The organism is Streptomyces hygroscopicus subsp. hygroscopicus, from assembly GCF_001553455.1.
GTDB lineage: Bacteria > Actinomycetota > Actinomycetes > Streptomycetales > Streptomycetaceae > Streptomyces > Streptomyces hygroscopicus.
Genome location: NZ_BBOX01000203.1, coordinates 1 through 18,042, shown reverse-complemented (window position 1 = coordinate 18,042; position 18,042 = coordinate 1). Strand labels below are relative to the sequence as shown.

Here is an 18,042-nt window from a genome sequence, read left to right as displayed (position 1 = left end):
CTCAGAAACCGGCCGGCTCCGTATAGACCCCCCACTCGTCCCGGAGGGCGTCGCAGATCTCGCCGAGCGTCGCCTCGGCGCGCACCGCCTCCAGCATCGGCTCGATCATGTCGGAGCCTTCGCGGGCGGCGGCGACCATCCCCCCGAGCCCTTCGGCGACCTTCGCCTCGTCCCGGCCGGCCTTGCGGGCGCCCAGCGCCCGCACCTGCTCGCGCTCCACCTCGTGGCCGACCCGCAGGATCTCCAGGTCGCCGGTGACCGAGCCCTGGTGGCAGTTGACGCCGACGACCTTCTTGTCCCCCTTCTCCAGCGCCCGCTGGTACCGGAAGGCGGATTCGGCGATCTCGCCGGTGAACCAGCCGTCCTCGATGCCCCGCAGGATGCCGGCGGTGATCGGCCAGGCCGGCTGCCGCCCGTCCGGCACCGTGCGGCGGCCGCGCTCCTTGATCTGCTCGAAGATCTTCTCGGCGTCGGCCTCGATCCGGTCGGTCAGCGCCTCGACGTACCAGGAGCCGCCCAGCGGATCGGCCACATGGGCCACCCCGGTCTCCTCCATGAGCACCTGCTGGGTGCGCAGGGCGATCTCGGCGGCCTGCTCGCTGGGCAGCGCGAGGGTCTCGTCCAGGGCGTTGGTGTGCAGTGAGTTCGTGCCGCCGAGAACCGCGGAGAGGGCCTCCACCGCGGTCCGTACGACGTTGTTGTACGGCTGCTGGGCGGTGAGCGAGACCCCGGCGGTCTGGGTGTGGAACCGCAGCCACTGCGCCTTCTCGGTGGTGGCCCCGTAGACATCGCGCATCCAGCGGGCCCAGATCCGGCGGGCGGCGCGGAACTTGGCGATCTCCTCGAAGAAGTCGATGTGCGCGTCGAAGAAGAAGGACAGGCCGGGCGCGAAGGTGTCCACGTCCAGCCCCCGGGAGAGCCCCAGCTCCACGTAGCCGAAGCCGTCCGCGAGGGTGTACGCCAGCTCCTGCGCGGCCGTCGCCCCGGCCTCGCGGATGTGGTAGCCGGAGACGGACAGCGGCTTGTACGCCGGGATGTCCCGAGAGCAGTGCTCCATCAGGTCGCCGATCAGCTTCAGGTGCGGCTCGGGCGGGAAGAGCCACTCCTTCTGCGCGATGTACTCCTTGAAGATGTCCGTCTGGAGCGTGCCGTTGAGCCGTGAGACATCGGCGCCCTGGCGCTCGGCGGCGACCAGGTACATGCAGAAGACGGGGACGGCCGGACCGCTGATGGTCATCGAGGTGGTGACGTCGCCGAGCGGGATGTCCTTGAAGAGGACCTCCATGTCGGCGGCGGAGTCGATGGCGACACCACAGTGGCCGACCTCGCCGAGCGAGCGCGGGTCGTCGGAGTCCCGGCCCATCAGGGTCGGCATGTCGAAGGCGACCGAGAGCCCGCCGCCGCCCGCCCCCAGGATCATCTTGTAGCGCTCGTTGGTCTGCTGGGCGGTGCCGAACCCCGCGAACTGGCGGATGGTCCAGGACCGGCCCCGGTAGCCGGTGGCGTACAGGCCACGGGTGTACGGGAACTCGCCGGGCCAGCCGATCCGCTCGAACCCCCGCACGGTGTCGCCCGGGGCGGGGCCGTAGACCGGCTCAAGGGGATCTCCGGACAGCGTGGTGCGCGTCCAGTCCCCCAGGGGCTTCGCCCCCGGGCCCCCGGCCGCGCCGCGCTTGCGTGCCGCGTCGTACCGGGCCTGCCAGCGTCGGCGGCCCGCCTCAATGCCTTCCGCGTCCATGGGTCAAATTTACTAGGACGTCCTAGTAAAGGCGACGGGAGACGCGCCGGGCCCGGCCGACGGGGTGACGCCCCGCGCGTCCGTCCCGCGCCCCGTCCGGATGCGGACGGGGCGCGCGGCATGCCGCGAAGCCGCGGGTCAGACCCGCGCGGGCGCCGGCTCGGCGCCGCTGATCAGCGGTTCCACCTCGCGGACGACCTTGCGCTCGACGAAGAACGCGGCCGTCGGGATGGTGCCCGCGATCAGCACCCACAGCAGCTTGCCGAACGGCCACTTGGCCTTGGAGCCGAGGTCGAAGGCGAAGACCAGGTAGATGATGTAGAGCACGCCGTGGATCTGGGAGACCACGAGCGTGAGGTCCTCGCCCGTGTCGAAGCCGTACTTGAACACCATGCAGGTGCAGAGCACGAGCAGCATCACTGCGGTGACGTAAGCCATGACCCGGTAGCGGGTCAGCACGCTGCGTTTCATGCCCTGAGCGTAACCGCCCGTTCCGGGGCGATCTTCGCCGCCCCCGCCGCTTCGTCAGTCGTCCTCGAAGTCCCCCGCGGCGACCCGCAGCGGGCGCAGCATCGCGAAGAGCCGGCCGCACTCCTCGGCGTCGTAGGCACCGAGCCCGAAGTCCATCGCCATCAGATCGCGGGTGGCCGATTCGACCACCTCACGGCCCTGGTCGGTGATGGAGGCCAGGGTGCCGCGGCCGTCGTTGGGGTTCGGCCGCTTGTCCACCAGACCGGACCTGACCAGGCGGTCCACCGTATTGGTGACCGAGGTCGGGTGGACCATCAGCCGCTCGCCGATCTTCGACATGGGCAGCTCACCGGATTGGGAGAAGGTGAGCAGCACCAGCGCCTCATAGCGGGCGAAGGTCAGTCCGTAGGGCTTGACGACCGCGTCGACCTGGCTGAGCAGGATCTGGTGGGCCCGCATGATCGAGGTGATCGCGGCCATGGAGGGCACGGACCCCCACCGCTGCTTCCAGAGTTCATCGGCGCGGGCAATGGGATCGAACGGCAGACTGAGCGGCTTCGGCACACCACCGACCCTACCGGCCGGTCATATCGTGGTCAGCCCTATCTCACACTTCGGGCCGGGCCGGCCGGGCGACGGTGCGCCGCACCTCCAGGGCCACCAGCAGCGAGCAGAGCGCACCGCAGCCACCCGCCGCCGCGGCCACGGCATGGACCGGCGCGAACTCGGCCACCGCGCCCGCCACCGCCATGCCCAGCCCCTGCGCGGTCATCAGCCCGGCCGTCAGCACCGTCATCGCCCGGCCGCGCAGCTCGTCGGGGACGGCGGCGAAGAACCACTGGTCGAGGCCGAGGCTGTAGGCGATACCGCAGCCGGTCAGCACCTGGAGGGCCAGCGCCCAGCCGAACGACGGACGGCAGGCGTACCCCAGGGCGGGCAGCATCGCCGCGACGCCGACCGGCAGCGTCAGCCGGGCCCGGGCGCGCGGTCCGAGCAGCGAACCCACCAGCGCCTCACCGGCGACCGCGCCGACCGGCATGCCGCACATCAGCAGCCCGAGCCCGGCCGAGCCGAGCCCCAGCCCATCGGAGTACGGCGTCAGCAGAACCTCCGGCATCACCACGAACATCGGCGGCACCCACGACAGCAGCATCAGCGCCCGGATCCGGCGGTCCGCGAACAGCCGCCGCACCCCGCTCAGCGAGTCCCCGAGCAGGGGGCACCTCCCAGCGGTAGCTGGGGGAGCCCCGCCCCCGGTCGGCTGCCGCGCGGGGCGGCGGCGGGTGCCGAAGCGGAGCACCAGCGCCGAGCCGACGAGCGCCGCCGCCGTGAGCGCCAGCGCGGCCCGTGGCGAGACGGCGGCCAGCAGCAGCCCGCCGACCCCGAACCCGGCGAGCTGCGCGGTCTGCGAGGTGATCCGGATGACCGAGCGGCCCAGCACGAAGGCGTCGCCCTCACCGAGGATGTCGCCGAGCGTCGCCGACCGGGTCCCGCTGAACACCGGCGAGATCGCGGCGGGCACACAGCGCAGCGCGAGCAGCGCGGCCACCGGCATCCCCGGCACCACCATGGCCGCCACGCATCCGGCGTGCACCAGATCGCAGACCACCAGCACCCGGCGGGCCGGGAAGCGGTCGGCCACGGAGGACAGCAGGGTGCCGCCGATCACATAGGGCAGCATCGAGGTGGCGAACGTCAGGGCGCTCAGCAGCGGCGACCCGGTGAGCCGGTACACCAGCACGGACAGCGCGATCTGGCCGACCACCTCGCCGAGCATGGAGACCAGATGGGCGGCGAACACCGCCCGGAACTCCCGAACCGCGAACACGGCGCGGTAGCCGACGCTCCCCGGGCCCCGCACCGGCTCCCGCGCACCGCCGGGCGCGAGCTCGGGTCGGGAGGCGTGCGCGCCGGGGCGCGACTCGAGGGGGCCCGGGGTACCGGGCCCGGAGGGCGTGGACATGCCGGAAGCGTGCCCGTACGGGCGGGGCCTGCTCTAGTGTTTCGGCCCGAACCGAATCTTCCAGGGGAGAGGGGGACGCGGATGCCCCTGCACATGCTCTTCGGCGCCGATGACCTGCTGCGCTGCCGGTTCGCCATCTCTCCCCTGTGCCAGACCCACGAGGCCGTGCGCACCCTGCGCCGCCGGGAGCGGCACGGCTACCACCTGCCGTGGCTGCGGCGGGTGCGGGCGGCGGTGGCCGGGCTCGACCTGTCGGATCTGTGGCTGCTGATGCCGGAGCGGCACGGCTACACCCCGGACTTCCTGGGGCCGCCGCCAGAGGTGCCGTACGCGCCGTTCGAGGAAGAGCTGGCGCGGCTGCGGGCCACGGACCCCGCCGCTGCCCGCCGCGAGCTGGCCCTGTCGCTGGAGTCCACCCCGGGGGCCGTCGAGTCCCCGCGGGGGCGGGCGATGCTGGCCGATCCGGCATGGGCGGTCCAGCGGCTGGCCGAGGTGACCGAACGGGCCTGGCACGCCCTGGTGGCCCCGGACTGGCCCCGGCTGCGGGCCCTGCTGGAGGCCGATATCGCCTATCGGTCACGGCAGTTGGCCGACGGCGGCCTGGAGCGGCTGTTCGCGGATCTGCGGCCCGCCCTGCGCTGGGCCGACGGCACGCTCACGATCCGTACGCCCGTGGTCCCGGCCCGGACCCAGGACCTGGCCGGGCGGGGGGTGCTGCTGATGCCCAGCGCCTTCGTCTGGCCGGATGTGGTCAGCGGTTTCGTCCCGCCGTGGCAGCCGACGGTGATCTATCCGGCGCGCGGGGTCGGCGGGCTGTGGCGGGAACCGGACGCGGTGGGGAGGGAGGCCCTCGTACGGCTCCTGGGCGCCAGCCGCGCCGCGATCCTCTCCGGTCTGGAGGAACCCGCCTCCACCACGGCCCTGGCCGCCCGCCACCGCCTGGCGCCCTCGTCGGTCTCGGCCCATCTGACCGTGCTGCGCGACGCCGGGCTGCTCAGCTCGCGGCGCCAGGGGCACCAGGTGCTGTACGAGCGGACCCCGCTGGGCATGGCGCTGGTGGGCGGAGGCCGATGACCCCCGGACTCCGCCCCGGCTCCGGCCCCCGCCGTTTCGCCGCCGGATGGGCGCATGGGCGCATGGGCGTATGGGCGCATGGGCGCGTGGGCGCGTGGGCGCCGCCGCCGTCGTCGTTCCGCGCCGCATGGGCACCGCCCCCGTCGTTCCGCCGTCGTCCCCGCCGCGTGGGCACCGCCCCCGCCGCATGGGCGCCGCGCGGAGCCGGGGCGGGGAGGCGGGGACGGGGGGAGCCGAGGCGGGGGCGCGGAGGCGGAGCCCGGTACGGGTGCGGGGACGGGCAGCCGGGGCGGGGCCGGGCGCGGGGCCGGGGAGCCGGGGGATCACCTCCGGCCCCGGTCGGCCCCGCTACGCGGACAGGTGCCGCTCGACCGTCTCGACCTTGGACGTCAGACCGTCCGTGACACCCGGGCGGATATCGGCCTTGAGGACCACCGAGACCCGGGGCGCCCGCGCCTCCACCACGGCGACGGCACGCTTGACGACGTCCATGACCTCGTCCCACTCGCCCTCGATCGACGTGAACATCGCGTCCGTACGGTTCGGCAGCCCGGATTCCCGGACCACCCGCACCGCGTCCGCGACGTACTCCCCCACGTCCTCGCCGACCCCGAGCGGCGTCACCGAAAAGGCGACGATCATGCGTTGACCACGCCCTCCTTGCGGGCACGGGCCGCGATCACCCCGGCCTCGGCCTCCCGCTTGAGCTTGCGCTCGGCGAAGAAGCCGCCGGTGGGCAGGACGGAGAGGACGAAGTACAGGGCCGCGGTCTGCCACTTCCACTTGGCGCGGTTCCAGGCGTCCGCCCAGAAGACCAGGTAGAGGATGAAGAGCACGCCGTGCACCATGCCCATCACCGGCACCGCGTTGAAGTCCGTGGTGCGCTTGAGCACCGAACAGATGAGCAGCAGCAGGAAGGACACAGCCTCGGGCGCGGAGACCAGGCGGAGCCGGCGCAGCGCGGTGGCGGTCTTGAAGTCCACGAGAGCACCTTCGCGTGAAGAGAGGACACGGGAGTGGCTTGTGAAGGAATGCACAAGCCTTGGCCCATTGTCGCAGCCGCGCGGGCGATCGCCGCCCCGGGGGCACCCGCGCCGCCAGGTGCTCCCTGTCCGGCGACGTCACCGGACCGATACCGTCGGGTCCGTGGCTCAGTTTCGGCTCCAGGAAAGCAAGGTGCTCGCGGTCGACCTGACCGGCGACTCCGTGAAGGCCAAGAACGGCGCGATGGTCGCGTACGAGGGGGAGATGACCTTCAAGAAGAGGACGGGCGGCGGGGAGGGGCTGCGCGGCATGGTGACCCGGCGGCTCACCGGTGAGCAGATGGAGGTCATGGAGGTGAAGGGGCACGGAACGTGCTACTTCGCCGACCGGGCGAGCGAGATCAACCTGGTGTCGCTGCACGGCGAGAAGCTGTACGTGGAGTCCAGCAATCTGCTGTGCACGGACGCCGCGCTGCGCACCGGCACCTCCTTCACCGGGCTGCGCGGCTCGTCACAGGGCAACGGACTGTTCACCACCACCGTCGAGGGCACCGGCCAGGCGGCGATCCTCTCCGACGGCACGGCGGTGGTGCTGCGCGTCACCCCGCAGACACCGCTCCAGGTCGACCCGGGCGCGTACATCGCCCACACCGGCGGTCTCAAGCAGCACTTCCAGTCGGGGGCGAACTTCCGGGCGCTGCTGGGCGAGAGCGGCGGGGAGTCCTTCCAGATCCGCTTCGAGGGCGACGGCCTGGTGTACGTCCAGCCCAGTGAGCGCAACACGATCGGGGGTGACGTGTGAGCGACGCACACGCGGCCACCGGGCGGCAGACGACGACGAAACCCGCACCCCCACGCCGCGCGAGCACAGAAGCGAACCAGACAACAGGCGCGAGCGACCCACACGCGGCCACCGGGCGGCAGACGACGACGAAACCCGCACCCCCACGCCGCGCGGGCACAGAAGCGAACCGGACAGGGGGCTCATGATGCCGTTCACGACTCTCACCTCACGGATGGTCGAGGCCCAGGTGATGCCCGGGCAGACCCTGTTCAGCCAGCGCGGCGCGATGCTCGCGTACCGCGGGGACGTACGGTTCACCCCCAGCATCACCGGCGGCCAGCGCGGAGTGATGGGGATGATCGGGCGGCGGGTCGCGGGCGAGGCCACCCCGCTGATGACCGTCGAGGGCCAGGGCACGGTGATGTTCGGGCACGGCGGCCACCACGTCCAGGTGATCGACCTGGTCGGCGACACGCTCTACGTGGAGTCGGACCGGCTGCTGGCCTTCGACGGCTCGCTGCGCCAGGGCACCATGTTCATGGGCTCCCAGGGCGGGGTGATGGGCATGGTGCGCGGCCAGGTCACCGGGCAGGGGCTGTTCACCACCACGCTGGAGGGGCACGGCTCGGCCGCGGTCATGGCGCACGGCGGGGTGATCGAACTGCCGATCAGCCCGGGGCGTCCGGTCCATGTCGATCCGCAAGCCTATGTCGCCCACCGGGGTGATGTTCGCAATAAGCTCTCGACGGCGATCGGCTGGCGCGAAATGGTGGGCCGCGGCTCGGGGGAGGCGTTCCAACTGGAGCTGTCCGGCACCGGCATGGTCTACGTCCAGGCATCGGAGGAGAAGCTTTGACTGCTCTTCCGCTTTGCAGGCGGGAGATTCCTGGCTCAGGCCGCCTTCCGGACCGGCGGCCCGGGAGGTCTTACGCCCTCGACACCAGCCGGGTTCAGACCAGCCCGGACGAGCATCACGTGGGCGGAGTTCTTGTCCCTGGGGGACGCGCCTCCGCACGCGGTGCAGGTGTAGGTACGTTCCGAGAGAGGTAGTGCGTGCTTGGTTCTCGCTCCGCACCGCGCACAGTCCATGGTGGTGTGCGCAGGGTGCACCAGCCGGATGTCCCGCTGGTGCTTGCGGCCCATCTCGATCAGGGCCGCCTTCGTGGCGCCGATGGCGGCGTCAGCAGCCTTGCGCGCCATCGACGTTCTGGCCAGGAACTTCGGGCGGAAGTCCTCCACCGCCACCGCGTCATGGTCACGGACCACCTTCTTGGCCCACTTGCGAGCGGCGTCCTGCCGCTGCCGGGCGATCTTCCGGTGCACCTTCGCCGCCTGCCGCTTTGCGATGCGGTAGCCGTTCGACTGCGCCTTGTCCTTCGCCGTACTGCGGCGGGCCATCATCCGCTGGTAGCGGCCCAGCTTCGCCATGGCCTTCCTGCCATGTCCAGCATGGGGAAGGTCGTGGGCATCGGATGTGGTGGTGGCGGTCTCACGCACCCCCCAGTCCACGCCCAGCACCAGGCCGGTTCCGGGAAGCGGTTCGACCTGGGCGGGAACGACGAACGACGCATACCAATGGCCGAGGCCGTCCTGGTAGACGCGCACGCTGGACGGGTCAGCTGGAAGCTCTCGCGACCACACGACCGTCACCACAATGCCGCCCGCGAGGTGCAGACGCCCGTCTTTCAAACGGAAGCCGCGCCGGGTGTAGTTCAAGGTCGGGGCGGCATCCCGCTTCCTCTTCCAGCGGGGCAACCCCGCCCGCCGACGCACGGGGAGCCGGTCTGTGATGTCCTTCAGCGACTTCGTGCGGGATGTGCCGAAGTCGCGGATGACCTGCTGCTGAGGAACCGAAGAGCCCTCTCGGAGCCAGGGGGTGATGCGGCGGGCTTCGGTCAGCATCTTGTCGAGCATGGCCGGTCCGCACTTCTCCCCGTCCTGGTGGGCCTTCTTCGAACGGGCAACGCACTCGTTCCACACCCACCGGCACCGACCCCACTCCGCCTCAAGCGCCGCGCGAGCGCCAGCGGACACGCGAAGCCGGTAGGTCCACCGGGCATACCCGGTGCCCTCGCCAGTCCTCGCTTCCGCCGCCACAATCACCAATCTAACCGGAAGGTACGACAGTTGAGAGTTCATGGCCCGTATGACTTGCCCGGGCACCGCACGGGATGGACGCCGAGCGACTCTGCCAGCGATTCGCCTCGCGCTGTTCTCCTTCGCGAGAGTCCGGTTCCTCCCCCTGACGAATGCCTGGGCATTCTCGGAGGAACCAGGTGAACGGCCCCGTCATCCACGACGCCTGGACGCTGCCGGTCGACGACAACGTCAATGCGTACGCCTTCAGCGTGGACCTGAACGGCCAGTGGTTCCTGCAGAAGGGGAAGATGGTCGCCTACTACGGGCAGATCGACTTCCAGGGCGTCGGGTACGGCCACCTCGACCACCTCGTCGCGCACAGCTTCCACTCCCCGCTGCACGCCGCGGACTGGGTGGTGGCCGAGGGCCGGGGCAAGATGGTGCTCGCGGACCGCGCCTTCGACGTCAACTCCTACGACCTGGAGGACGGCAACCTCTCCATCCGGTCCGGCAATCTGCTCGCCTTCCAGCCCTCGCTGTCCCTGAAGCAGTCGATCGTGCCGGGGTTCCTCACCCTCATCGGCACCGGGAAGTTCGTGGCCGCCTCCAACGGGCCCGTGGTCTTCGTGGAGCCGCCGATCCGGGTGGATCCGCAGGCGCTGGTGGGCTGGGCGGACTGCCCCACACCGTGCCACCACTACGACCACGAGTATCTGCGCGGCTTCCTCGGGGGCATCAGGGCGCACACCGGCATCGGGGGCGCCTCGGGCGAGGAGCACCAGTTCGAGTTCACGGGCGCGGGGACCGTACTGCTGCAGTCCACGGAGCAGGTCATCGCCGAGATAGCGGTTGGCGAGACAGGGGGTACCGGTTCGTGAGCACGAGCGTGCGGAGTGTAACGTCGAACAGGTGACCTCTAGCCCGAGACATCCATTGGTTCGGAATTCAACTTCTATAGGTAGAATAGATTCCATGGAGACCGAGAACGGCACGCGCTGGCTCAGCGACGAGGAACAGCGCGCGTGGCGCACCCACCTGGACGTCAGCCGGCTGCTGACCTACCAGCTCGAAAAGGACCTGCAGCCGTTCGGCCTGACCATGAACGACTACGAGATCCTGGTCAACCTCTCGGAGTCGGAGGACCACCGGATGCGGATGAGCGACCTCGCGTCCGCGACCCTGCAGTCCAAGAGCCGACTGTCCCATCAGATCACCCGGATGGAGAACGCCGGCCTGGTCCGCCGCGAGAACTGCGAATCCGACCGGCGGGGGCTCTACGCCGTGCTGACCGAGCAGGGCTGGGACACCATGCGCAAGGTCGCCCCCCACCACGTGGCGTCCGTGCGCAAGCACTTCATCGACCTGCTCGCACCGGAGGACCGCGAGGCGCTGTACGGATCGCTGGTGCCCGTCGCGGAGCATCTGCGCGCCCAGCGGGGGCGGGTCTAGCCCCAGCCCCCCGGTCGGGGCTGGGGCTAGACCCAGCCCCCGGTCGGGGCGCGGACCCCGGGGCCCGGCCCGAAAGCCTGCCCGGGGGCCCGGCAGGGGGTGTGCCCCGGGGCCCCGCAGGGGGTCTGCCCTGGGGCGGGCACGGGGTTGTCGCGGGGCCCGGCACGGGGCTGTCGTGCGCCCGGCAGGGGTCTGTCCCGGGCTCGGCACGGATCTGGCGCAGGCCCGGTACGGGTCCCTGGCCCGGTACGGGTCTGTTTCCGGCCGGGCAGGGTCTGGCGCCTACGGCCGTAGCGGCATCCCGCCAAGGATCTGTCCCCGGCCAGGCAGGGGACTGTCCCGGGCCCGGCACGAGTCCGGCGCAGGCCCGGCACGGGTCTGGCGCCTACGGGCCGTAGCGGCATCCCGCCCGGGAGTCTGTTCCCGGCCCGGCAGGGGACTGTTCCGGGCCCGGCGCGGGTCCCCGGCCCGGTACGGGTCTGTCTCCGGCCGGACACGGGCCTGTCCCCGGCCCGGCACGGGTCCGTCCCCTGCCCGGTCGAGAGCCTGTCCCGGGGGGACCGCGGGGCCCGGGCTCGGGCCCCGGGAACGAATTCCGGGGCCCGGCACGGAACCGGTCCCGGGGCTAGCCGGACGGCAGCCGCATCTCGAACAGGGCGCCGCCCTCGGGCGCGGCCGAGACCGTCAGGGTGCCGCCGTGGCGCACCACCACGTCCCGCGCGATGGCGAGGCCCAGCCCGGCCCCGCCGTCGTCGCGGCTGCGGGCGTCGTCGAGCCGTACGAACCGCTCGAAGATCCGCTCCCGCTCGCCCTCGGGCACCCCCTCGCCGTCGTCCGCGACCTGCAGCACGGCCCACCGGCCCTCCTCGCGGACCGCCACCCGCACCCCGCCCCGGGCGTGCCGCTGCGCGTTGTCGACCAGGTTGCCCAGTACCCGGGACAGCTGACCGCGCGACCCCCGCACCGCGACCGGCGCCACCTCCGTGCGCACCGGCACCCGGTCCCCCGTCCGCTGGGCCAGCTCCTCGCGCACCAGGGCGTCCAGCGCGACCGGGGACCCGCCGTGCGGCCGCTCCCCCGCGTCCAGCCGCGCCAGCAGCAGCAGATCGGCCGCGAGCCGCTGCAACCGCACCACGTCCTCCACCGCACCGTCCACGTCCAGCAGCTCCGGATGGGCGGCGCCCACCTCCAGCTGGGTGCGGAGCGAGGCCACCGGGGAGCGCAGCTCGTGGGAGGCGTCGGCCACGAAGGCCCGCTGCCGCGCCACCGACGCCTCCAGCGCCGCGAGCGTCTCATTGGTGGTCCGGGCCAGCCGGGCCACCTCGTCGTGCGTCCCCGGCTCGGGCACCCGCCGGGACAGATCCGTGCTCGCCGTGATGGCGGCCATCTCCCGCCGGATGCCCTCCACGGGCCGCAGCGCGCGCCGGGTCACCAGCCAGGTCACGGCGGCCACGACCAGCAGCAGCAGCGGCAGCCCGATCAGCATCGCGTCCCGCGCCGTGGAGACCGCGTCGCGCTCGGTGGCCAGCGGGGCGCCCGCGTAGACGGTGACCTCCGTGCCGCCCCGGTCGGTGACCTCCACGGCGGCCCAGACGTAGTCCCCGGTCTCCCCGTCGATCCGGGCGGAGCCGTGGCCGTACTCCTCCTCGGAGGACACCTGTCCCGCGTCGTCGTCATCATCGCCATCGCCATCGTCATCGGCGTCACCGCCGTCGTCCGGCCCCGGCCCCGATCCCGGTCCGACGGGCGTCACGGACGCGCTCCCGGTGCCCGTCACGGCCTCCAGGTCCTCGCTGACCGCCCGCACCCGGCCGTCCTCGTCCACGACCTGCACCGGGACGTCCTCGTCCAGCTCCAGCGCCCGGTAACCCGTCCCGGCGGCTATCCTCGACGCGACCTCCCGGGCGTCCGTCCGGGCCTTCAGCCTCGCCTGGTCCACCAGGTCGGCGCGCAGCACCTGAAGCACCGCGAGCCCCGCCGCCACCAGCGCCACCGCGACCACCACGGTCGCCCCCAGCGCGGCCCGCGCCCGCACCGAGCCGAACACCCTACGCACGGAGCCGGTACCCCGCTCCCCGCACGGTCTCGATGAGCCCCGCGCCCAGTTTGCGGCGCAGGGCACTCACGTACACCTCGACGATGTTGGGGTCGCCGTCGTAGGCGAAGTCCCACACGTGCTCCAGGATCTCCGGCTTGGAGACGACGTCCCCCGCCCGCGTCGCCAACTGCTCCAGCACGGAGTACTCCTTGGCGGTCAGCGCCACCGCCCGGCCGTCCCGCTCCACCCGGCGCGCGCCCCGGTCCACCGTCAGCGCCCCCACCCGCACCACGGGCGAGGCGCCGGACCCGCGCCGCCGCAGCAGCGCCCGTACCCGCGCCACCAGCACCACGTACGAGAACGGCTTGGTCAGGTAGTCGTCGGCCCCGGTGTCGAGCCCCTCCGCCTCGTCGTACTCCCCGTCCTTGGCGGTGAGCATCAGGATCGGCACCTCGCTGCCCGCGGCCCGCAGGGCGGCGCAGACCCGGTAGCCGTTCAGCCCCGGGAGCATGATGTCGAGGACGACGAGGTCGTAGGTGCCTTCCTGCGCGCGGTGCAGCCCCTCCCGGCCGTCGTGCACCACATCGACGGCGAACCCCTCCGCCCGCAGCCCCTTGGCCAGCGACAGGGCCAGCCGCCGCTCGTCCTCCACGATCAGCAAACGCATGGGGACAGCCTCCCAGAGCCAACCTGAAGAACTCTTCAGGCGGCTTCAGGTGGCCTTCAGCATCGCTGAGGCAAGGTGGTTGCCGTCCGAACACGAATGGACACGAATGGGGAGGAACCCACACATGAAGCGCCACATCGTCATCGCCTCCGTCGCCGCGGCCGCCCTGCTCACCGGCGGTACGGCCGTCGCGATCGCGGGAAGCGGCAACGGCAGCACGGACCGTGCCCGGTCCTCGTCCACCGCTCCCGAGGCCCTGACCTCCCAGGCGTCCGGGACGGCTTCCGGGACCACCGCCCGCGCGTCCTTCTCCGACGCCGCCGAGGCCGCCCTGAAGGCGGTCCCCGGTACGCTCGCCTCCCTCGACCTGGACCACGGCGCCCGGCCCACCTGGGACGCGGACGTCCTCGGCGACGACGGCACGTGGCACGAGATCACCCTGGACGCCTCCGACGCCAGGGTCCTGAGCCAGCGGGTGGACCGGGACGACAACGACCCCGAGGACGCCGCGGAGGACGCCGCCGAAGCCGCCGCCCTGAAGAAGGCCACGGTGACCGCCACCGAGGCGGCGCGCAAGGCCGCGCCCCGGTCCACGGTGACCTCCGTGGAGTTCGATGACGACGGCACCCCGGCGTGGGAGGTCGAGGTCGTCCGGGGCCACACCGAGCACGAGCTGTACGTAGACGCCCAGTCTGGCAAGGTGACCCAGGCCCCCGCCGACGACGACCACGACAACGACGACTAGGGAGAGCCGCCGACGAGACGGGAGGGGACGGGGTCGGAGGGGTGGGGTTCTGGACGCTTACGTGTATTTGTGGCGCCAATCTCCGACCAGCCCCACGCTTATCGGCCGTCGGCGCCGTAAATATACGGTCCAGGACCCCTCCCCGGAGGCCCCGGCCCCGCACCCCGAAACGCGCCCCGGCGCACCCCGAGCGCACCCGCGCTACGCACCCATGCCGAGCACACCCCGGCGCACCCCGAACGCACCCGCCCCAAACAAACCCCGGCGCACCCGGAACGCACCCACGCCGAGCACACCCCGCCCCACCCCGAACGCACCCATGCCGAGCACACCCCAGCCCACCCGGAACGAAGCCTCCGCGCCCCTGTCACCCCCGCTCCGTCACCGCCGTCACCCCTGCCCGGTCACCCCCGCTCCGTCACCCCTGCCCGGTCACCCCCGCCACCAGTTCGTCCGCCGCCGCGTACGGATCCAGTTCGCCCGCGACGACCCGCTCCGCGAGCGCGCCCAGCCGGCGGTCACCGTGCAGATCGCCGATCCGCGCCCGCAGCGCGGTCACCGCGATCGTCTCGACCTCGCCCGCCGCGCGCCGCTTCCGGCGCTCGGCGAGCACACCGCGCTCCTCCATCCAGGCGCGGTGCTTCTCCAGGGCCTCGACAACCTCGTCGACGCCCTCGCCGCGCGCCGCCACGGTCTTCACGATCGGGGGCCGCCAGTCCCCCGGGGCCCGCGCCTCGCCCAGGCCCAGCATGTGGCCCAGCTCGCGGGCCGTGGCGTCGGCCCCCTCCCGGTCGGCCTTGTTGACCACGTACACGTCGCCGATCTCCAGGATCCCGGCCTTGGCGGCCTGGATCCCGTCCCCCATCCCCGGCGCGAGGAGCAGCACGCTGGTGTCGGCCTGGGCGGCGATCTCGACCTCGGACTGGCCGACGCCCACCGTCTCCACCAGCACCACGTCGCAGCCGGCCGCGTCCAGCACCCGGATGGCCTGCGGGGCGGCCCAGGCGAGCCCGCCGAGGTGGCCGCGCGAGGCCATGGAGCGGATGTAGACGCCGGGGTCGGAGGCGTGCTCGGACATCCGTACCCGGTCGCCGAGGAGCGCCCCGCCGGAGAAGGGCGAGGAGGGGTCGACGGCGAGGACGCCCACCCGCTTCCCCGCCCGCCGGTAGGCGGTGACGAGCGCGGAGGTGGAGGTGGACTTGCCGACCCCCGGTGCGCCGGTCACCCCGACCACGTACGCGCCGCCGACCAGGGGCGCGAGCGCGGCCATCACCTCGCGCAGCTGCGGCGAGTCGCCCTCGATCAGCGAAATGAGCCGGGCGACCGCACGCGGCCGCCCCTGCCGCGCCTGCTCCACGAGGCTGGCCACGTCCGCCATGGTTACTTCCCCGGCACCCGGAGGATCAGCGCGTCGCCCTGCCCGCCGCCGCCGCACAGCGCCGCCGCGCCCGTGCCGCCGCCGCGCCGCCGCAGTTCGAGCGCGAGATGGAGCGCGATCCGCGCGCCGGACATCCCGATGGGGTGGCCCAGCGCGATCGCGCCCCCGTTCACATTCACCTTTTCGGGGGAAACCCCCAGGTCCTTCATTGACTGCACGGCGACCGCGGCGAACGCCTCGTTGATCTCGATGAGATCGAGGTCGTCCACCGTCAGCCCCTCCTTGCCCAGGGCGTGCGCGATCGCGTTGGACGGCTGGGACTGGAGGGAGTTGTCGGGTCCCGCCACATTCCCGTGGGCGCCGATCTCGGCGATCCACTCCAGGCCCAGCTCCTCGGCCTTGGCCCTGCTCATCACCACGACCGCGGCGGCACCGTCCGAGATCTGCGACGACGTGCCCGCCGTGATCGTCCCGTCCTTGGCGAACGCGGGCCGCAGCTTGGCCAGCAGCTCCGCGGTGGTCTCGCCGCGGATGCCCTCGTCCTTGTCGAAAACCACCGGATCGCCCTTGCGCTGCGGAATCTCCACCGGGGTGATCTCGGCGTCGAACAGGCCGTTCTTCTGGGCGGCGGCGGCCCGCTGGTGGGAGAGGGCGGCGAACTCGTCCTGCTCGGGGCGCTGGATGCCCAGCCGGGTGTTGTGCTTCTCGGTGGACTCGCCCATGGCGATGGACTCGAAGGCGTCGGTGAGCCCGTCGTGGGCCATCGCGTCGAGCATCTCCACCGCGCCGTACTTGTAGCCCTCGCGGGACCCCGGCAGCAGATGGGGGGCGTTGGTCATGGACTCCTGGCCGCCGGCGACCACGATGTCGAACTCACCCGCGCGGATCAGCTGGTCGGCCAGGGCGATCGCGTCCAGACCGGAGAGGCAGACCTTGTTGATCGTGAGGGCGGGCACGCTCATCGGGATACCGGCCTTGACCGCCGCCTGGCGGGCCGGGATCTGCCCGGCACCCGCCTGGAGCACCTGCCCCATGATCACGTACTGCACCTGCTCGGCGCCGACCCCGGCCCGCTCCAGCGCGGCCTTGATCGCGATCCCGCCCAGGTCGGCACCGGAGAACGAGCGCAGGCTGCCGAGCAGCCGTCCCATGGGCGTACGGGCGCCCGCCACCATCACAGAGGTCGTACGAGTCATTGGTGCGTCCCTTCACCAGAAGAAGGAAGTTAACGAGGGTTATCGTCAATGTACTGACGAGTACCCGCGCGGTCACCGGCCGATCGGTGTGATCGCGCGCACGTTGCGTAACCGGCTGTGCGGCGGTGCACTGTTCCCATGCTGACGAGAATCGACCACATCGGGATCGCCTGTTTCGACCTCGACAAGACCGTCGAGTTCTACCGTGCCACGTACGGCTTCGAGGTGTTCCACTCCGAGATCAACGAGGAGCAGGGCGTCCGCGAGGCCATGCTCAAGATCAATGAGACCTCCGACGGCGGGGCCTCCTACCTCCAGCTCCTGGAGCCGATCCGGGAGGACTCCGCGGTCGGCAAGTGGATGGCCAAGAACGGTGAGGGCGTGCACCACATCGCCTTCGGCACCGCCGATGTCGACACCGACTCCGAGGCCATCCGCGACAAGGGCGTCCGGGTCCTGTACGAACAGCCCCGCCGCGGCTCGATGGACTCCCGGATCACCTTCCTCCACCCCAAGGACTGCCACGGTGTGCTGACCGAGCTCGTCACCGCCGCGAACCCCGCCGCGCACCCGGGCGGAGAGGATCACTGAAGCGGACCACTGACCTACCCCTTCCCCGGCCGGTAGAGTGCAGCATCGGCCGGGGTACGGAATCGGAAAGGGATCGGGGTCCGGCCCGGGCTACGCCGATGATCTGACACCATTTCTTCGGAAGGGCCAGCTCCGGTCCGACCCGGCACGCACCTCGCCTGGTCGGTACCGCAAGGGAACCCTCGAGGAACCCCGGGACACCGCAAGGGACCACGGGGGCCGCGAGGGCGACGGAGCAGGCCGCCAACGCGACCAGGGGACGGATGGGACCGCGCAGTGCGGGGCTACGACCGCTACGAGCCTGACGATCAGCTCTCGAAGTTCGAGGCCGAGATGGAGCGGCTGAAGACCGAGCGGGAGAAGGCCGTCCAGCACGCCGACGACCTCGGCTACCAAGTCGAGGTGCTGCGCGCCAAGCTGCATGAGGCGCGCCGTAATCTGGCGGCCCGCCCCGCCTACGACAGCGCCAACATCGGCTACCAGGCAGAGCAGTTGCTGCGCGACGCGCAGATCCAGGCGGACCAGCTGCGCGCCAACGCCGAACGGGAGCTGCGCGAGACCCGGGCCCAGACCCAGCGGCTGCTCCAGGAGCAGGCCGAGCGGCAGGCCCGGCTCGAGGCCGAACTGCACGCCGAGGCCGTGGCCCGGCGTCAGCGGCTGGACCAGGAGCTGGCCGAGCGCCGCGCCACCGTCGAGTCGCACGTCAACGAGAACGTGGCCTGGGCCGAGCAGCTGCGGGCCCGTACCGAGGCGCAGGCCCGCCGGCTGATGGACGAGTCCCGGGCGGAGGCCGAGCAGGCCCTGGCCGAGGCCCGCGCCGAGGCGCAGCGGCTGACCGAACAGGCCCGCCAGCGGCTGGGCTCGGAGGCGGAGGCCGCCCGCGCCG

Annotated in this window: 19 protein-coding genes; 8 read left to right on the top strand and 11 right to left on the bottom strand. The window is 72.1% G+C overall.

Going from position 1 to position 18,042, the window contains the following annotated elements; all coding sequences use genetic code 11:
- Window position 1: 1 nt before the first annotated feature.
- From icmA to AXW62_RS21450, 4 genes are all read right to left on the bottom strand, one after another.
- Window positions 2-1,738: a coenzyme B12-dependent isobutyryl-CoA mutase large subunit gene (gene icmA / locus AXW62_RS21465; RefSeq protein WP_060945971.1), complete on the bottom strand. Its 1,737-nt coding sequence runs from the start codon at window positions 1,736-1,738 to the stop codon at window positions 2-4.
- Window positions 1,739-1,876: 138 nt separating this feature from the next.
- Entirely contained in the window at window positions 1,877-2,209 is a 333-nt protein-coding gene (locus tag AXW62_RS21460) for a DUF3817 domain-containing protein (protein WP_030823838.1), read from the bottom strand.
- 54 nt (window positions 2,210-2,263) lie between these two features.
- Window positions 2,264-2,773 carry a MarR family winged helix-turn-helix transcriptional regulator gene (locus tag AXW62_RS21455; protein WP_030823841.1) on the bottom strand — a complete coding sequence of 170 codons (510 nt, stop codon included), beginning with the start codon at window positions 2,771-2,773 and terminating at the stop codon, window positions 2,264-2,266.
- Window positions 2,774-2,816: 43 nt separating this feature from the next.
- Window positions 2,817-4,172 carry an MFS transporter gene (locus AXW62_RS21450; RefSeq protein WP_060945970.1) on the bottom strand — a complete coding sequence of 452 codons (1,356 nt, stop codon included), beginning with the start codon at window positions 4,170-4,172 and terminating at the stop codon, window positions 2,817-2,819.
- 81 nt (window positions 4,173-4,253) lie between these two features.
- Here AXW62_RS21450 and AXW62_RS21445 point away from each other — a divergent pair, with 81 nt between their 5' ends.
- A complete protein-coding gene (locus tag AXW62_RS21445; RefSeq protein WP_060945969.1) occupies window positions 4,254-5,246 on the top strand; it encodes an ArsR/SmtB family transcription factor in 993 nt (330 codons plus the stop codon).
- A 348-nt stretch (window positions 5,247-5,594) separates the two neighbouring features.
- On the opposite strand, the gene AXW62_RS21440 is transcribed toward AXW62_RS21445, so the two are convergent.
- On the bottom strand, window positions 5,595-5,888 hold the full coding sequence (locus AXW62_RS21440) for an MTH1187 family thiamine-binding protein (RefSeq protein WP_030823850.1): 294 nt from the start codon (window positions 5,886-5,888) through the stop codon (window positions 5,595-5,597).
- Window positions 5,885-6,229 (bottom strand): DUF3817 domain-containing protein, encoded by a 345-nt coding sequence (locus AXW62_RS21435; RefSeq protein WP_030823853.1) that lies wholly within the window; start codon window positions 6,227-6,229, stop codon window positions 5,885-5,887. Before AXW62_RS21435 ends, AXW62_RS21440 begins: the two co-directional genes overlap by 4 nt.
- A gap of 163 nt (window positions 6,230-6,392) precedes the next feature.
- Here AXW62_RS21435 and AXW62_RS21430 point away from each other — a divergent pair, with 163 nt between their 5' ends.
- Both AXW62_RS21430 and AXW62_RS21425 read left to right on the top strand, forming a co-directional pair.
- The gene (locus tag AXW62_RS21430) at window positions 6,393-7,031 is read left to right on the top strand and encodes an AIM24 family protein (protein WP_079105851.1); all 639 of its coding nucleotides are present in this window, start codon (window positions 6,393-6,395) and stop codon (window positions 7,029-7,031) included.
- 187 nt (window positions 7,032-7,218) lie between these two features.
- Window positions 7,219-7,869 (top strand): AIM24 family protein, encoded by a 651-nt coding sequence (locus AXW62_RS21425; RefSeq protein WP_030823859.1) that lies wholly within the window; start codon window positions 7,219-7,221, stop codon window positions 7,867-7,869.
- Between the two features lie 35 nt (window positions 7,870-7,904).
- Here AXW62_RS21425 and AXW62_RS21420 read toward each other — a convergent pair whose 3' ends face one another.
- Window positions 7,905-9,152, bottom strand: a complete 1,248-nt coding sequence (locus AXW62_RS21420) for an RNA-guided endonuclease InsQ/TnpB family protein (protein WP_060945967.1) — start codon at window positions 9,150-9,152, stop codon at window positions 7,905-7,907.
- 137 nt (window positions 9,153-9,289) lie between these two features.
- Between AXW62_RS21420 and AXW62_RS21415 the strand changes: the two genes are divergently transcribed.
- Complete coding sequence (locus AXW62_RS21415) at window positions 9,290-9,970, top strand: AIM24 family protein (RefSeq protein ID WP_060945966.1); 681 nt, start codon at window positions 9,290-9,292, stop codon at window positions 9,968-9,970.
- A gap of 94 nt (window positions 9,971-10,064) precedes the next feature.
- The gene (locus tag AXW62_RS21410) at window positions 10,065-10,541 is read left to right on the top strand and encodes a MarR family winged helix-turn-helix transcriptional regulator (protein ID WP_030823863.1); all 477 of its coding nucleotides are present in this window, start codon (window positions 10,065-10,067) and stop codon (window positions 10,539-10,541) included.
- 625 nt (window positions 10,542-11,166) lie between these two features.
- Here the strand turns inward: AXW62_RS21410 and AXW62_RS21405 are convergent.
- A complete protein-coding gene (locus AXW62_RS21405) occupies window positions 11,167-12,597 on the bottom strand; it encodes a sensor histidine kinase (protein ID WP_060945965.1) in 1,431 nt (476 codons plus the stop codon).
- Entirely contained in the window at window positions 12,590-13,246 is a 657-nt protein-coding gene (locus tag AXW62_RS21400; protein ID WP_060945964.1) for a response regulator transcription factor, read from the bottom strand. The genes AXW62_RS21405 and AXW62_RS21400 overlap by 8 nt, the downstream gene beginning before the upstream one ends.
- 124 nt (window positions 13,247-13,370) lie before the next feature.
- On the opposite strand from AXW62_RS21400, the gene AXW62_RS21395 reads away from it, so the two are divergent.
- Window positions 13,371-13,991, top strand: coding sequence for a PepSY domain-containing protein (locus tag AXW62_RS21395; RefSeq protein WP_060945963.1), 621 nt, complete (start codon window positions 13,371-13,373; stop codon window positions 13,989-13,991).
- A 418-nt stretch (window positions 13,992-14,409) separates the two neighbouring features.
- On the opposite strand, the gene meaB is transcribed toward AXW62_RS21395, so the two are convergent.
- On the bottom strand, window positions 14,410-15,369 hold the full coding sequence (meaB, locus tag AXW62_RS21390) for a methylmalonyl Co-A mutase-associated GTPase MeaB (protein WP_060945962.1): 960 nt from the start codon (window positions 15,367-15,369) through the stop codon (window positions 14,410-14,412).
- A 2-nt stretch (window positions 15,370-15,371) separates the two neighbouring features.
- On the bottom strand, window positions 15,372-16,547 hold the full coding sequence (locus AXW62_RS21385) for an acetyl-CoA C-acetyltransferase (RefSeq protein WP_060945961.1): 1,176 nt from the start codon (window positions 16,545-16,547) through the stop codon (window positions 15,372-15,374).
- Window positions 16,548-16,703: 156 nt separating this feature from the next.
- Between AXW62_RS21385 and mce the strand changes: the two genes are divergently transcribed.
- Window positions 16,704-17,156, top strand: a complete 453-nt coding sequence (gene mce / locus AXW62_RS21380) for a methylmalonyl-CoA epimerase (RefSeq protein WP_060945960.1) — start codon at window positions 16,704-16,706, stop codon at window positions 17,154-17,156.
- Between the two features lie 276 nt (window positions 17,157-17,432).
- On the top strand, window positions 17,433-18,042 hold a 610-nt coding region (locus AXW62_RS21375; RefSeq protein WP_502688780.1), incomplete at its 3' end, for a polarized growth protein Scy-related protein.